Here is a 16231-nt window from a genome sequence, read left to right as displayed (position 1 = left end):
ATTATCAATCTATTAAACAAGATACAATTTTATTAAAAACAAATTCAAATGAATGGGAAATATTTTCATTTTCCACAATAAATCAATAAGAAAGGCATTCAAATTTTTCATTAAAAAATCATAAATTTTTCAGAATCCCGAGACAATTTTTCTTTTAATCCATATATTTGCATACTATGGAATACAATACCCAAAAAACTCAGCTTCATATGCCAGAATATGGCAGAATTATACAACAGTTGGTTGAGCGCTGCAAAGAACTTCCTACCAAAGAGGAAAGGAACGAAATGGCTATGGCAATCATCGATTTTATGGGTCAGAGAAACCCACAACTTCGCGACGAGGAAAATTATAAACATAAACTTTGGGACCATCTTTATATTCTTGCCAATCATGATCTGGATGTAGATTCTCCTTATCCCTTCCCTACGATGGAAGAGCTGGCAGAAAAACCAAAAAGAATGGAATATCCAAAACTTCAAGGTGACTTTAAGTTCTACGGAAAAAGTATTCTTCAATTGATAGAAAAAGCAATTGAACTGGAAACGGGTGATGAAAAAGAAGCCCTTATCGAGGTGATTGCCAACAATATGAAGAAGTCTTATAATGTCTATAATAAAGAACATGTGACGGATGATGTAATTTTCCGCCACCTGAAAGAACTGTCTGAAAACAGGTTGGATCTTACCGGAATAGACTCTCTTGAAAAGAGTAAAATCTATTACACCAGCAATAACAACAACCGAAATAATAACAATAACAACAGGAATAACAATAATAATAAAAACAATAATAACCAGCCTAACAAGAGAAGGCATAATAACAATCATAAAAACAGAAAATAATGAGTGGAACATTTCAAATAAGAGGAGGAAAAAGACTGCAGGGTGAAATAACTCCACAAGGAGCCAAGAATGAGGCTCTACAAATTTTATGTGCGGTTCTTCTGACGGACGAAGAGGTAAGAATCAAAAATATTCCGGATATTCATGATGTGAACAGACTGATTGAAATTCTTGGAGATTTTGGTGTAAAAATTACTAAAAACGGACAGGGAGATTATACTTTCAAGGCTGATCAGGTTAATTTTGATTATATAAAATCTAACGAGTTCAAAAAGGACGGAGCAAAATTACGTGGATCCATTATGCTGATGGGACCAATGCTTGCCCGTTATGGAGAAGCTTATATGCCGACTCCGGGAGGTGATAAAATCGGAAGAAGAAGATTGGACACTCACTTTCAGGGACTTGTTGAATTAGGTGCTGAATTCAATTATGATGAAGAGGAATATTTCTATTCTTTAAAAGCTAAAGAATTAAGAGGAAAATTCATCCTGTTGGAAGAAGCTTCTGTTACCGGAACGGCTAATATTGTAATGGCAGCAGCTCTGGCAAAAGGAAAAACAAGAATCTACAATGCTGCCTGCGAACCTTATCTTCAGCAATTATGTAAAATGCTGAACAGAATGGGTGCTAATATCTCAGGAATCGGATCCAACCTTCTTACAATTGAAGGGGTTGACTACCTTAGAGGAACGGAGCACACGATGCTTCCGGATATGGTGGAAATCGGATCATGGATTGGTCTTGCAGCCATGACAAAATCTGAAATCACCATCAAAAATGTCAACTGGAACCAACTTGGTGTGATCCCGAATACCTTCAGAAAATTAGGAATTGAGCTTGAGCAAAGCGGTGATGATATCTACATTCCTGCTCAGGAACATTACAAAATTCAGAAATTTATTGACGGTTCTATCCTTACGATTTCGGATGCGCCTTGGCCAGGATTTACACCGGATTTATTATCTATTATTCTAGTGGTAGCTACTCAGGCAAAAGGAAGTATTCTGGTTCATCAGAAAATGTTTGAGTCCAGATTATTCTTTGTGGATAAATTAATCGATATGGGCGCTCAGATCATTTTATGTGATCCGCACAGAGCTACAGTAATCGGATTGAATCAGGAAGCTCCGTTAAGAGGAACTACGATGGTTTCCCCGGATATCAGAGCTGGAAACGCCCTCCTTATTGCTGCTCTTTCTGCAGAAGGAAAATCTATTATCCACAATATCGAGCAAATCGACAGAGGATATGAAAATATTGATGGAAGGCTAAGAGCTATTGGTGCTGACATCGAAAGAATCTAAAATTATTTTATTGAGCTAATCCTTTTAATAATAGCTTCGACAGGCTCAGCCTGACAACACTTAAAATTTCGGTTGGTATTATGTCACCCTGAGCCTGTCGAAGGGTTATCAATAAGAAAACCTTTATTAATCTTAAGTATAAATAAAGGGATAAGTCAAGAATTTTATTTAAAAACGTTCAGGATATCTGAGCGTTTTTTTGTTTTACCACCCCGTCAAAAATTCTTTGAATTTTTGACACCCCTCCAGAGGAGGGGAATTTTGTCCCGGTTAACGATTGATCTTTTTAATGTATTTATCATCTTCTTTTGTAAAAATAAAAAGTGCCCGGTAAAACACCGGACACTTTGGTAATTAAAACTATATGAATCTCACTTAAAAATAGGTTCTACAGGTATATTCTACCGTCGTATTGATAAGTTTATTTTTATTCAGATAGACTTCAAGCTGCTGAAAATCTTCTGAATTGACATTAATATATAACTGTACCGAACCGAAACTATATCCGTTCACGTACTCTACATTAGCAGATAACACTCTATGGCAAATTCCAAACTGATTATAGATGGTATTCATTAAATGTTCAAATTTCATTTTGCCATTCAACTCTATTTCCAGTAATAATTCTTTTTTAGGCAAGCTTATTTTATTTTGCAAAACCTGCAGGCCGGGATTAGGTGTAATCATTGCTAAACATTTTTGGGTTAAACATTGTCAGATCATATTGCGTTCTGCATTTAAATCTGTGACAAAAATATAAAAAAATATTAGTCCACCAAATTAGTAGACTAATATTTTTTAAAATTTAACATAAAAAAAAGAAGCCTGTTCAGCTTCTTCTTATATTTTAAAAATTTCCTACTCTTTCCAATTTGTCAGAACCGGCCAGTCCGTTAGGGTTGCAACCCGGCTCTCCTTCAGGGACTTTCAGCTTTTTCTTAGTGTAAAATTCTTCCCAGAATGCATTTGTTTTTCCTGTTTTCGGATCAATAAACGTCATCGGTTCCAGTTTGAAAATATTTTCTGCCCGAAAAGCTCTTTCCACAAAATCTGAACAGTAATAGGATTGTTCATCCAGAATATAATTGAAATTGTATGGTTTGCCTAACATGGAATATGCTTTTTTAATAGCTTCGGGAATTGCTTTCTGATATTCCGGTTTTAATCGGTAAACAATAACCTCCTGCCCTTCTTCTTTCTGATCTTTAATAAAATCCTTCAAATCCTGTCTCTGAGAACCACCTTTAGGAGCAGCGTGCAGAACAAACATCCGGTTGCCTTCTTTTTCCAGAATTCCTATGTGATCAAATGAAGCTGCCTTTTGTTTTTGAGTAACATTATTGATCGCCCCGGAAAGTCCCGATTCTTTTGCTGTTACAAAAAGAAGATCTCCATTTTTGAGCTGTACATTACTTGGATATGAGTGATTACACTGGATCAACAAAACCATTAAACAGGACAAGAGTCCAGTTATCATAATTCCTTTGATTCTTCTATTAAAAAATGTTTTAAATTCAGACATTCTATTATACTTTTCGGTATCAAAATTACAAAATAGAATTCATTACATTTGTGGGAATATTGATCTATTCCTCACACCAACCCAAACATTCCAAGAATCTTATGCCCCATATTTTATTAGTTGAAGACGACGACAGGCTTTCAAAATTGATAGCAAAGGGATTTCAGGAAGCTGAATTTGAGGTCACTGTGGCATATGACGGAGTCACAGGTGTGAAACTGGCTTTACAGACAAATTTTGATCTAGTAGTGACCGACATTATTCTTCCCAAAAAAGATGGTCTTGAATTTTGCCATGAGATCAAAGCTTTAAAACCCAATCTTCCTGTCATTATGCTTACTGCACTGGGAACTACTGATGACAAGTTGGAAGGATTTGATGCCGGAGCAGATGATTATCTCACCAAGCCTTTTGAAATGCGGGAACTGGTAGCAAGGATAAAGGTACTTCTGAAACGTTTTTCACAACAGTTACATCAAAAAGTTTTTGTTCTTAAATATGAAGGTATTGAAATGAACCTGGAACAAAAAACAGTGAGCCGTGATCAAATGCCTATCAAATTAACTCCAAAAGAATTTAACCTTTTAAAATTCATGCTGGAAAATTCCGAAAGGGTTCTTTCCAGAACTGAAATTGCAGAGAAAGTATGGGAAACCCATTTTGATACGGGGACTAATTTCATTGATGTCTATATCAATTATCTCCGAAAAAAAATAGATAAAGATTTTGAAACCAAACTGATCCACACCAAATCCGGTATGGGATTTATTCTGAAAAAAGACTACGAATCAGGTACTGTATAGTAAATCAATGAGATAAACTAAAAATATCGGGATGAAAATAAGAACCAGACTTACCCTGCTTTTTACCTTAATCACTGCAATGCTTTTAAGTATTTACAGTATTTCGATCTATTATTCATCCAAAGAAGCCAGAGAAAAATCTTTTTACAGTGAACTTCAGAACGAAGCGATTGCCAAGGCTGATTTATTTTTCCGAAGCTCCCTTCCCGAACAGGAAATGCATAAACTTTATAAAAACAACACCAGAACATTGAATGAAGTTCAGGTTGCCATTTATAATTCCCATAAGCAATTGATTTATCATGATGATGCCAAAGTAGATTACGTAAAAGAGACTCCGGAAATGCTTGCTCAGATATTTCAAAAGAAGAAAATCAATTTCTTTTTAAATGATTTGCAGGTGATCGGGATGACCTACCATTATGAAGGAAAAACATATGCGGTAACTGCAGCAGCTTACGATAAATACGGATATGATTATCTCACACATCTTCTTACCATCAGTATTATTTCATTCTTCATTATTTTGATTTTGATTTATCTGGCAGGAATATTTCTTTCCAAAAAAGCATTGAGCCCGCTCAGTGAAATGGTTAGTCAAATTAAAAAAATTACAGCCGGAAAACTTCAATTGCGTCTGAAAACAACGAAGGAAAAAGATGAGCTGAATGAACTTGCTCAAAATTTCAACGGAATGCTGGAACGGCTTGAAAATTCTTTTGATTCACAAAAACATTTTGTCTCTAATATTTCACATGAACTGAGAACCCCTTTATCCGCCATTATTACTGAACTGGAACTGGCTTCTGAAAAAGATAAAACCAAAGAAGAATACCAGGAAACCATTCAATATGCACTGGGTGATGCCCGAAATATGGTAAAACTGTCGAATAGTTTAATGGATCTTGCCAAAGCAAGCTATGATCCCAATGAAATCAGTTTTTCGGAAGTACGTCTTGATGAAGTTCTTCTGGAATCTTATACCAAAATCACCAAAGAAAATTCAGGATATAAAGTTTCTCTGAATATAGAAGATTCCGTGGAAGAGCATCAGCTTATCATTCAGGGAAATGAGTATCTTCTTCAGGTGGCCTTCAACAATCTTATTGATAATGCCTGCAAATATTCACCGGAACATACTTGTCTGATTGATGTAAATACCAATTCAAAAATTCTTACAATACGTTTTACCAATACCGGAAATAGCATTACCAAAGAAGATTTACAGCATATTTTCGAACCTTTTTACAGAAGCGAAACTTCAAAACAGGAAAAGGGCCATGGAATAGGATTATTTCTTACTCAGAAAATTATTCTACTTCACAATGCAAAAATCTCTGTGATATCAGAACAGAATAAAACGGTTTTTAAGGTAGAGTTTATTACCCAATAATGGATCAAAAGCTTCATTCAAATTTATTTGAATCTTAACTTTCCTTACAATCTTAATTAGCTTAATGGTTTAAAAAAATTTCATCAATCATGAGAAAGAGATTTCTTATTGAAAACAGTCGTCCCTATACTTGCAGCAATCACACAGGCAATAGAAATCCACTGTAAAAAAGATAATTCTTCAGCAAGAAAAACCAATCCGGAAAGTGCTGCAAATGCAGGTTCCAGACTCATCAGAATACTGAAAGTCTTTGCAGGAAGTTTTTTCAAGGCCATCATTTCCAATGAAAAAGGTAAAGCACTCGAAAGAATAGCCACACCGAGTCCTTTCATAAAAATAGTTGGGGTAATATTGAAAACAGCACCATCCCATATCGTAAAAGGAATAATCACCAGACTTGCAAAAATCATCCCAGTGGTAACCGCATCTTTTCCATCCATTATTTTGGAAACTTTTCCACCCATGATAATATAAAGTGCCCAGAAAATTCCCGCCAGAAAGGCAAGTCCAAGTCCTAATAAATCTACATGATCACTTTTCCATGGAACAATCAACAGAATTCCAACACAAGCCAGCAATGCCCATATTACATCTAACAACTTTCGGGACAATGCCAAAGCAAGAAATAAAGGACCTGCAAATTCTACAGTCACCGCCAGTCCCAGAGGAATTCTTTGAATAGCCATATAGAAAATAAGATTCATTGCAGCCAATCCAACTCCATAGATCGCACAGTATTTCCATTTCTGACGGTCAAATTGTAAAAATTTCGGACGGTTAATCAACGTAAGCAAAACCGCAGAAAGTACAATTCTTAAAGTAACCGTACCAATAGCTCCGATAGCAGGAAAAAGCTGCTTTGCAATGGAAGCACCTCCCTGCACACAGATAATCGCTAAAAGCGTAGCTGGTATTGCTAAGTTTGATTTTTTCATTTCTAAAATATATAATTCAAAAGATGTTGGAAAGAAGTCTCCGGGATTAAACAAGCTGTTATTTTATATGACAAATTGTAAAATTCGCTCTACAAAAATCAGCCTCCAAATGTATTGAAATTTTATTTCTTACCATGGGTACAGTTTACACATATTAACAGGATATAATAAATAAATATTTCCTGCAAAATCATCAAGAAAAGCAGGAAGTAACTTTCTCTAATGATTTTCTAATAACATTCTAAAGCTTTTCTAACGGTAAAAAAAAGGAGACCGTTCTACTTTTGCACAGTAAAAAAAATAAAGCATATGGACTCAGATCCCTACAGTAATTATCAATCTTAAAAGCTTTAGTTGTACCAACTTTTCCCGTACAGCTGAAAAGCTTTATAACAACAGGAAAAGTTATGACTACATTAGAATTTACCCTTCGTCTCCTTACCGCATTTGCCCTTGGTGCCAGCATTGGTTTTGAAAGACAGTGGCGCCAGAAAAGTGCAGGTCTCCGTACCAACACTCTGGTATGCCTTGGCTCTGCAGCATTCGTACTTCTTTCTATAAGAATTGGAGGAGATGCTACAGGCAGAATAGCCTCTTACATTGTAAGCGGGATTGGTTTTTTAGGAGGAGGCGTTATCATGAAAGATGGTCTCACCGTGAGAGGACTCAATACCGCTGCTACCATCTGGTGTTCTGCCTCTGTAGGTGCTCTGAGTGCTATGGGATTTCCCGTAGAAGCAGCTATTACCAGCGGATTTATTATCCTCACCCATATCATCCTCCGACCTTTAGGCGTAAAACTGGGGAACAATATCAACAGCAGAAACCATTATACAGAATACCTTCTCAGCATCAAATGCAAAAGTGAAGTGGAAAATCATGTCCGTGTACAACTCATGCAGTCTCTGAGCGGAAATGATAAAGTATTGCTGAAATCTCTTACCAGCGATGACAATGGCCTGCCTGAAAATGCCATCATTACAGCGGAAGTACATGCTTCTACTCCACAGGACAGTTTCATGGAAAAAACAGCCAGCAGACTGACAATTGAAGATAAAGTCATCAAAGTAAGCTGGGAAATTATAGGTACCGAAAACGATTTGTAACAGTAAAAACAACCCTTGAAGCAATGTTAAAAAAATCTTCAAACAAAAATCTCAATTCTGCCGCTCTTGTAAAATTGAAAGAAGCTGCAGCCGAGAATGAAAAAATGGTGTATGCCCTACTGGAAACCTCAGAAGAAGGACTCAGCGAAAACACCGTAAAAGACCGTCTGAAAATTTATGGAAAGAATGAAATTGCTACGCAAAAAGCGCCCTCATGGCTGAAACAGTTTGCCCATTCATTCTTTAATCCATTTAATTATATTCTGGCCTGCATTGCCATCATCTCATTATTCATTGATGCGATTCTTGTCCCTGTGGGGGAAAAAGATTTCAGTACCAGTATTATCATATCAATGATGCTTCTGTTCAGTACAGTTTTAAGATTCATTCAGGAATTCCGAAGCAATAAAGCGGCAGAAGCTTTAAAAAAGATGGTAAAAACAAGCTGTCTTACCAAAAGAAAATTCAATGAGAGTGAAGAAATAGAAATCACGGAAATTGTTCCTGGAGATATTATTATTCTCTCCGCAGGTGATATGGTTCCGGCCGACTGCAGGATTCTTAAAAGCAAAGATCTTTTCATCAGCGAATCCATTCTTACGGGAGAAGCCCTTCCGGTTGAGAAAAATGCACTTCCCATCAAAGATGCCCAATACCGTAATCCTCTCGCCCTTCAGAATATCTGTTTTATGGGTACGAATGTGGTAAGCGGATCAGCAACGATTGTTGTAGCTAATACTGGTATTTTCACTTATTTCGGAAGTATCAGCAGAAGTCTGGCTTCTAAAAGACCGGAGACTGCCTTTGATATCGGAGTCAATAAAGTGAGCTATCTGCTGATCAGATTTATGCTGATCATGACTCCTGTTATTTTCCTTATCAACGGATTGGTAAAAGGAGACTGGATGCAGGCACTGTTATTCGCCATTGCGGTAGCTGTAGGATTGACTCCTGAAATGCTTCCTATGATTGTTACTGCCAACCTTGCCAAAGGAGCAGTCAATATGAGTAAAAAGAAAGTAATCGTTAAAAGACTCAATGCCATCCAGAATATCGGAGCTATGGATATCCTGTGTACGGATAAAACAGGAACCCTTACACTGGACAAAATTGTATTGGAAACCCACCTCAACGTTCGTGGTATTGAAGACGATGAAGTATTGAAATGGGGCTACCTTAACAGTTTCCATCAAACCGGACTCAAAAATCTCTTAGATCAGGCTGTCCTGGATCATGCTGAAGTTCACAATCTGATGAAAGCGGATGAACTGTATCAAAAAGTGGATGAAATTCCTTTTGACTTTGAAAGAAGAAGAATGTCCGTCATTCTGAATACATCGAAAGGAAAACATCTGATGATCTGCAAAGGAGCAGTGGAAGAAATGCTTCCTTTATGTCAATATGCCTTAGATCCGGGAGAAGACCGCAGTCTGCATATTGAGAATGACAATAGTGTTCGCTTGGATGATCTTATGAAACAGCAGATTATCAGAATGTCTGAAAAACTGAATGCGGAAGGACTTCGTGTATTATTAATTGCCATCCGGGAATTTGAAGGTGATCATCCATTGAATTATTCTGTTGCTGACGAAACTCACCTTACCCTTACAGGATTTATGGGATTTCTTGATCCGGCAAAACCTTCAGCAGAGCCGAGTATCAAAGCTTTACACAAGCTGGGTGTTGAAGTAAAAGTGGTAACCGGAGATAATGATATTGTTGCTAAAAAAATATGCCATGATGTAGGAATTCCTATCAATACTATTATGCTGGGTGATGAACTGGAACATATGAGTGATGACGAACTTCGTAAGGATATGGATCTCTACTCTGTTTTTGCAAAGGTAAGTCCATTACAAAAGCAGCGTATTGTAAAAATATTAAGATCAAAAGGTCACACCGTTGGTTTTATGGGTGACGGAATTAATGATGCTGCAGCTATAAAAGAAGCAGATGTAGGAATTTCCGTTGATACCGGAGCAGACATTGCCAAAGAAAGTGCGGATATCATCCTGTTGGAAAAAGATCTGATGGTCCTTCGAAGCGGCGTAATCTACGGAAGAAGAACTTTCGGGAATATTGTGAAGTATATAAAAATGACGGCCAGCAGCAACTTCGGGAATATGTTCAGTATGATTGGAGCCAGTGCATTACTTCCGTTTTTGCCTATGCTTCCGCTTCAGATTCTGACACAGAATTTACTGTATGATATATCACAGTCTTCCATTCCATGGGATACAATGGATAAGGATTTTCTGGAAAAACCAAAAAAATGGGATGCCGGAAGCATTAAAAAGTTCATGTTGTACATAGGTCCTTTGAGCTCCATCTTCGATTATGTGACTTTTGCAATTCTGTTTTTTATCTTCAAAGCCAATACACCTGAACAACAGGGTTTGTTTCAGACAGGATGGTTTGTGGAAGGTTTATTATCCCAAACCTTGATTGTTCACATCATCAGAACGAAAAAAATTCCATTTATCCAAAGCTGGGCCGCTACACCGGTAGTTGCATTAACAAGTTTAATCATGCTGATCGGAATTCTGATTCCCTTTAGTCCAATGGCCGTATATCTCAAAATGCAGCCTTTACCTCTGAGTTATTTCCCTTATTTAATAGGAATTCTTACAGGATATTGTGTTTTAACCCAGTTTGTGAAACAATGGTTTATCAGAAAATTCGGACAGTGGCTTTAATAACAAAAATTACAGCCAGCGAATCTATAGATATAAAATAATGGTTATAAATAACTTATATGAAAAAAACAGTCTTAACAATGGTACTTTTGTCAATTGTTACCTCTTGTAAAAACCCCAAAAGTGAAACTCCGCAGGAACAGGATCTCCTCATCAAAAACGATCAGGTCACCGTTCCTGAAAACAATCCCGTTTTCAAAAAAATTAAAACACAGGTCGTTACCGAACAGGAACACAGTGATGGTGTGGTTTCAGCGGGAACAATCCAGGCCATTCCCAATCATTATGCGGAAATTGCCAGTCCTTTTTCCGGAAGAATTACCCAATCTTTTATTCAGCTTGGGCAAAATGTTTCCGCCGGAAGTCCTCTTTTTGAAATCCTTTCCTCCGATTATTTTTCGGTTCAAAAAGATTATACGGATGCACTGAATGATGTACAGCTTGCAGAAAAAAATTACAGACGCCAGCAGGATCTCGTAAAACATGGAGTTGGAATCCAGAAAGAACTGGATGAAGCAGAAACCGATTTTAAAAATAAAAAAACATCCCTATCCAATGCTTCTTCTGCCTTGAAGGTCTACAACAGCAAAGGTGGAGGTATAGGAAGTCCACTTGTGGTAAGAGCGCCTATTAACGGAGAAATTATTTCCAATAAAATTGTAAATGGTCAATATCTGAAAGGAGATGCAGATCCCGTCATGATCATCGCAGAATTATCAAAAGTCTGGATTTCCGGTGACGTAAAGGAAAAAGACATCCGTTTTGTCAATACCGGAGACCAGGTTTCCGTCAAGGTAAGCGCCTATCCTGACAAAAATATTACCGGAAAAGTATACCATATCAATGAAATTGTAGACGAAGATACCCGAAGCATCAAAGTTCTTATTGAATGTGACAACCCGGACAGAAAGCTAAAGCCGGGCATGTACGCCACAGTCAACTTTTCAACAACTCCGGAAAAGACAGTGATGATTTCTGTAACCGCTTTGATGCAGCAGAATGATTCCCAGTATGTATGGGTAAAAACAGGTAAGAATCAATATACAAAACGTTCTGTGACCACAGGAGAAACCGATCAGAAAACAGTAAGAATTATATCAGGATTAAAAACCGGAGAAACCATCATGACTGAAGGAGGAATTTATATGCTGGATGCGAAATAATGTAAATGAAAAACTATGAAGAAATTACTAACAATCTCTATACAGAAGAGATGGCTTATGCTTGCTCTCTTCCTTTTGCTGGGGTTCTTCGGGTATTATTCCTGGACCAGACTCTCCATTGAAGCCTATCCCGATATTGCCGATGTAACTTCCCAGGTGGTAACACAGGTTCCGGGACTGGCTGCCGAAGAAGTAGAACAGCAAATTACCATTCCTTTGGAAAGATCTCTGAACGGACTTCCGGGAATGCATGTGATGCGAAGCAAAAGTACTTTCGGCCTTTCTATTATTACCATTGTTTTTGATGATGGCATAGACGATTACTGGGCACGACAGCGTATTCAGGAAAGACTGACGGATGTGGAGCTTCCTTATGGTGCACAGCCAGGATTAGATCCTCTCACCTCTCCTATTGGCGAAGTTTATCGTTATATTATCGAAAGTAATAACCATAGTCTGCGGGAGCTTACAGATTTACAAAAGTTTGTGATTATTCCCAGAATCAAACAAGTTTCAGGAATTGCTGATGTCACCAATTTCGGGGGAATTACCACCCAGTTTCAGATTGAACTTGATCCCCATAAACTTGAACAATATGGACTGTCACTTTCTGAAGTTACCGAAACCATCTCCAAAAATAACGTGAGCGCCGGAGGAAGTATGCTTCCCCGTGGAAATCTTGCCTATGTAATCCGTGGAATAGGTTTGGTAAAAGATTTAGATGATCTTGGCAAAATTGTAGTCAAAACCCAAAACGGAGTTCCTGTTTTTCTGAATGATGTAGGAACATTGAAATACGGAAATCTGGAAAGGAAAGGAATTCTTGGCTACACAGACAAAAAGCGTAATTATTCTGAAAGTGTGGAAGGAATTGTACTTTTATTAAGAGGTCAAAATCCTTCACAAGTATTAGAAGGTGTTCATGAAGCGATTGAAGAACTGAATAATGAAACACTTCCTCCCGGAGTAAAAATCCATCCATTTCTGGATAGAACAGACCTTGTCAAAACAACACTTACAACAGTTTCCCATACCCTTACCGAAGGAATTGTATTAGTTATTATCGTCCTGATTGTATTTCTTGGAAGCTGGCGCGGAGCATTACTGGTAGCGATTACTATTCCGCTTTCCTTATTAATTGCTTTTATATTAATGCAATTCACAGATATTCCCGCCAATCTGCTTTCATTGGGAGCTATTGATTTCGGAATTATTGTAGACGGAGCCATCGTCATGCTGGAAACCATTCTGAAGAAACGAGAAGAAAATTCTGAAGAGACACTGGAAGAAAAAACCATTACCCAAAGAGTAATTGAAGTAGCCAAGCCTATTTTCTTTTCCACCATTATTATCATTACGGCTTATCTGCCTCTGTTCGCATTTGAAAGAGTAGAAAAAAAATTATTTACCCCCATGGCTTTTACTGTAGGATATGCTCTGTTGGGAGCACTCGCTGTAGCATTACTTCTGATTCCCGGATTAGCGTATGTGATCTATCGAAAACCACAGAAGATCTATCACAATAAATGGCTTGAAAAAATAAGCACAGCCTACGGAAAGCGTATTGAAAAAATAATGCAGACCCCAAAAAGAGTGATCATTCCTATTATGATTGTCCTAGTATCTGCCGGAATTCTCTCCTATCATGTAGGAAAAGATTTCCTTCCCGAGCTGGATGAAGGTTCTATATGGCTTCAGGTACAGCTACCACCCGGAATTTCTTTAGCCAAATCAAAAGAAATGAGTGACACCTTACGTGCCCATACTTTAAAACATCCTGAAATTACTTATATGATGGTTCAGGCAGGACGTAACGATGACGGTACCGACCCGTGGACGGCTTCCCACTTTGAAGTTTCTGTCGGAATAAAACCTTACAGCGAATGGCCAGCCGGAAAAACAAAAGTAGACCTCATCAAAGAACTGGCAGCTGATTATAAAGATATGCCAGGATTCACCGTAGGTTTCTCACAACCTATGATTGACGGAGTAATGGATAAAATTTCCGGAGCTCACAGCGAACTGGTCGTAAAAGTATATGGTGAAGATTTTAAAGAAACCAGACGAATTGCAGATAATGTATTGTCTACTTTAAATAAAATTCCGGGTTCGGCAGACCTTGCTATCGATCAGGAACCGCCATTGCCTCAATTGCAGATTATTGCCAACAGAGATAAGATTGCTCAGTACGGTTTGAATGTAGCCGATGTAGCCGATCTCATTGAGGTTGCATTAGGTGGAAAAGCCATTTCCCAGATCTTTATCGGTAATAAAGTGTATGATATTTCATGCCGTTATACAGAAGACAGCCGCGACACACCAGACAAAATCGGAAACCTGATGCTTACCTCAGCTTCCGGAGCAAAAATCCCTTTATCACAGGTCGCAGAAGTAAAATTAAGTACCGGAGAAAGCACCATTACCAGAGAAATGAATAAACGACATCTTACGGTAAAGCTTAACTTAAGAGGCACTGACCTTTCTTCTTTCCTGAAAAATGCACAGGATAAAATTGAAAAAGACATTAAGTACGATCATGAAAAATACCAGATCAAATGGGGCGGACAGTTTGAAAATCAAAACAGAGCCTATTCCAGATTGGCATTTATTGTTCCATTGGCATTAGCCATCATGTTCCTGTTATTATATGGTGCATTTGGAGATTTCAGACAGGCTTTGGTTCTGATGTCTATTGTTCCACTGGCTTTATTTGGCGGAATGCTGGCACTCAATATCCGAGGTATGTCTCTGAATGTTTCTTCTGCAGTAGGATTCATCGCACTCTTCGGAGTTGCCATCCAGAACGGAGTTATTATGATTTCCCACATCAACGATCTGCGTAAAAAAGGATATGAATTGAAACACGCTGCCATCAAAGGTGCAAAAGACCGTTTCAGACCTGTACTGATGACCGCAACGGTTGCTGTAATCGGGCTTTTCCCTGCATCATTGGCCACAGGAATCGGTTCTGATGTACAACGTCCCCTGGCAACTGTAATTGTCTACGGATTGATGTTCTCTACTATTTTAACCCTCTTCGTGCTGCCGGCTATTTATTTTATGGCTGAACGTCGAAGCGAAAAACAAAATTTGGAATCAGATGAAAATTAAAGTTCATATTATCATATTATCTGTAGTTCTTTTTAATATTACAGGGATAAAGGCACAGGAAAAAGAGCTTTTACCATTTGAAGAATACCTGAGTCTTGTCGGAAATAAAAATCTGGGCTATGCTTCTCAGAAATATAATGTAAGTATGGCTGAAGCAGCTATTCAAACCGCTAACATGTTTCCTGACCCTCAACTGGAAATGGAAACCACCAATAATGGAATAAATCAAAGTATGGGGTATGTCTATGGAGCATCAATCGGCTGGACACTTGAACTGGGTGGCAAAAGAAAAGCTCGTGTTAATCTGGCCAGAAACCAATCTGAACTAAGCAAAATACAGTTGCAGGATTTTTTCAGGAATCTCCGTGCAGATGCCAGTTTAGGATATATTGAGGCTTTAAAATCCAAAGCTTTGCTTGAAGTGCAGCAGGATTCTTATCAAAATATGCAGCAACTGGCAAAATCCGACAGTATTCGTTACAAATTAGGAACAATAACATTAGTCACTTCCAAACAGAGTAAACTGGAAGCCGCTTCTTTGCTTAATGAAGTATATCAGGCAGAAAGTGCAGAACAACAGGCGATCACCGGTTTATCTGTATTTCTTGGAGACAGCAAAATAACAGGAAGAGATGTTACCGGAGATTTTAACGTCTTCAACAGAGATTTCAGCATTGATGATCTGATTCTTCAGGCATTGAATGAAAGAGCAGATTTAATGGCAGCCAGACAAAATACAGAGGTTACCAAAAGTCAGATCAATCTTGAAAAAGCCAATCGGGTCATAGATCTTGGCATCAGTGCCGGAGCAGAACGCCATACCGAAGCTACTAACGAAATTGCACCTTCTCCAACTGTAAATGCTGTAAAAATGGGTATTAGTATTCCTTTAAAATTTTCCAACAGGAGAAATGCCGGGTTGAAAATCGCAGAAATGGCTCATTCACAGGCTGAAGTTGAATACAAGCAGATTGAGCAAGGTATAAAAGCTGAAGTAATGCAGGCCTATCAACAGTATACAGCGACACAGAAACAGCTCAAACAATTCCATAACGGCATGCTTTCAGAAGCACAAAGCATTCTGGAAGGGATTACCTACAGCTACAAAAGAGGAGAAAGCTCTATCCTTGAAGTTCTGAATGCCCAGAGAACCTATAATAATGTGCGAAAAGATTATTACCAGGCTCTTGCCGATAACGCAGCAGCTTTGATTGAACTTGAAAGGAAAGCAGGAATTTGGGATATTCATTTTTAGCTGGAAGATGGGAGCTGGAGGACGGAGGTTTATGGAAGTCAGTGAATAAATACAGACCCTTTAATTAACTTTTTTAGTATTAAAGATTCGTTTTA

12 protein-coding genes are annotated in these 16231 nt (G+C 38.1%); 9 read left to right on the top strand and 3 right to left on the bottom strand.

Annotated features, from left to right (window positions below; genetic code table 11):
* The first annotated feature begins 176 nt into the window (after positions 1 to 176).
* Positions 177 to 845, top strand: coding sequence for a DUF4290 domain-containing protein (locus ACMA47_RS05685; protein ID WP_034695011.1), 669 nt, complete (start codon positions 177 to 179; stop codon positions 843 to 845).
* On the top strand, positions 845 to 2152 hold the full coding sequence (gene murA / locus ACMA47_RS05680) for a UDP-N-acetylglucosamine 1-carboxyvinyltransferase (protein WP_034695010.1): 1308 nt from the start codon (positions 845 to 847) through the stop codon (positions 2150 to 2152). The genes ACMA47_RS05685 and murA overlap by 1 nt, the downstream gene beginning before the upstream one ends.
* 375 nt (positions 2153 to 2527) lie before the next feature.
* On the opposite strand, the gene ACMA47_RS05675 is transcribed toward murA, so the two are convergent.
* Both ACMA47_RS05675 and ACMA47_RS05670 read right to left on the bottom strand, forming a co-directional pair.
* On the bottom strand, positions 2528 to 2839 hold the full coding sequence (locus tag ACMA47_RS05675; RefSeq protein ID WP_413929028.1) for an NIL domain-containing protein: 312 nt from the start codon (positions 2837 to 2839) through the stop codon (positions 2528 to 2530).
* A 160-nt stretch (positions 2840 to 2999) separates the two neighbouring features.
* Positions 3000 to 3629 (bottom strand): YiiX/YebB-like N1pC/P60 family cysteine hydrolase, encoded by a 630-nt coding sequence (locus ACMA47_RS05670; RefSeq protein ID WP_413929027.1) that lies wholly within the window; start codon positions 3627 to 3629, stop codon positions 3000 to 3002.
* Between the two features lie 146 nt (positions 3630 to 3775).
* Here ACMA47_RS05670 and ACMA47_RS05665 point away from each other — a divergent pair, with 146 nt between their 5' ends.
* Together ACMA47_RS05665 and ACMA47_RS05660 are read left to right on the top strand one after the other, a co-directional pair.
* Entirely contained in the window at positions 3776 to 4477 is a 702-nt protein-coding gene (locus tag ACMA47_RS05665; RefSeq protein WP_413929026.1) for a response regulator transcription factor, read from the top strand.
* 31 nt (positions 4478 to 4508) lie between these two features.
* Positions 4509 to 5870, top strand: a complete 1362-nt coding sequence (locus ACMA47_RS05660; RefSeq protein ID WP_413929025.1) for an ATP-binding protein — start codon at positions 4509 to 4511, stop codon at positions 5868 to 5870.
* 83 nt (positions 5871 to 5953) lie between these two features.
* Here the strand turns inward: ACMA47_RS05660 and ACMA47_RS05655 are convergent, their stop codons facing one another.
* Positions 5954 to 6805, bottom strand: coding sequence for an EamA family transporter (locus ACMA47_RS05655; protein WP_413929024.1), 852 nt, complete (start codon positions 6803 to 6805; stop codon positions 5954 to 5956).
* Positions 6806 to 7212: 407 nt separating this feature from the next.
* Here ACMA47_RS05655 and ACMA47_RS05650 point away from each other — a divergent pair, with 407 nt between their 5' ends.
* From ACMA47_RS05650 to ACMA47_RS05630, 5 genes are read left to right on the top strand one after another with little or no spacing between them, the layout of a single operon-like run.
* Positions 7213 to 7911, top strand: coding sequence for an MgtC/SapB family protein (locus ACMA47_RS05650; RefSeq protein ID WP_114820450.1), 699 nt, complete (start codon positions 7213 to 7215; stop codon positions 7909 to 7911).
* A gap of 23 nt (positions 7912 to 7934) precedes the next feature.
* The gene (mgtA, locus tag ACMA47_RS05645) at positions 7935 to 10607 is read left to right on the top strand and encodes a magnesium-translocating P-type ATPase (RefSeq protein WP_413929023.1); all 2673 of its coding nucleotides are present in this window, start codon (positions 7935 to 7937) and stop codon (positions 10605 to 10607) included.
* A gap of 59 nt (positions 10608 to 10666) precedes the next feature.
* A complete protein-coding gene (locus ACMA47_RS05640; RefSeq protein WP_413929022.1) occupies positions 10667 to 11770 on the top strand; it encodes an efflux RND transporter periplasmic adaptor subunit in 1104 nt (367 codons plus the stop codon).
* Between the two features lie 15 nt (positions 11771 to 11785).
* A complete protein-coding gene (locus ACMA47_RS05635; RefSeq protein WP_413929021.1) occupies positions 11786 to 14881 on the top strand; it encodes an efflux RND transporter permease subunit in 3096 nt (1031 codons plus the stop codon).
* Positions 14871 to 16136, top strand: coding sequence for a TolC family protein (locus ACMA47_RS05630; RefSeq protein WP_413929020.1), 1266 nt, complete (start codon positions 14871 to 14873; stop codon positions 16134 to 16136). Before ACMA47_RS05635 ends, ACMA47_RS05630 begins: the two co-directional genes overlap by 11 nt.
* The last annotated feature ends 95 nt before the right edge of the window (positions 16137 to 16231 follow it).

The sequence above is a fragment of the Chryseobacterium sp. T20 genome (genome assembly GCF_047345655.1).
Lineage (GTDB): Bacteria > Bacteroidota > Bacteroidia > Flavobacteriales > Weeksellaceae > Chryseobacterium.
This window is presented reverse-complemented; position numbering and strand designations above follow the sequence as displayed.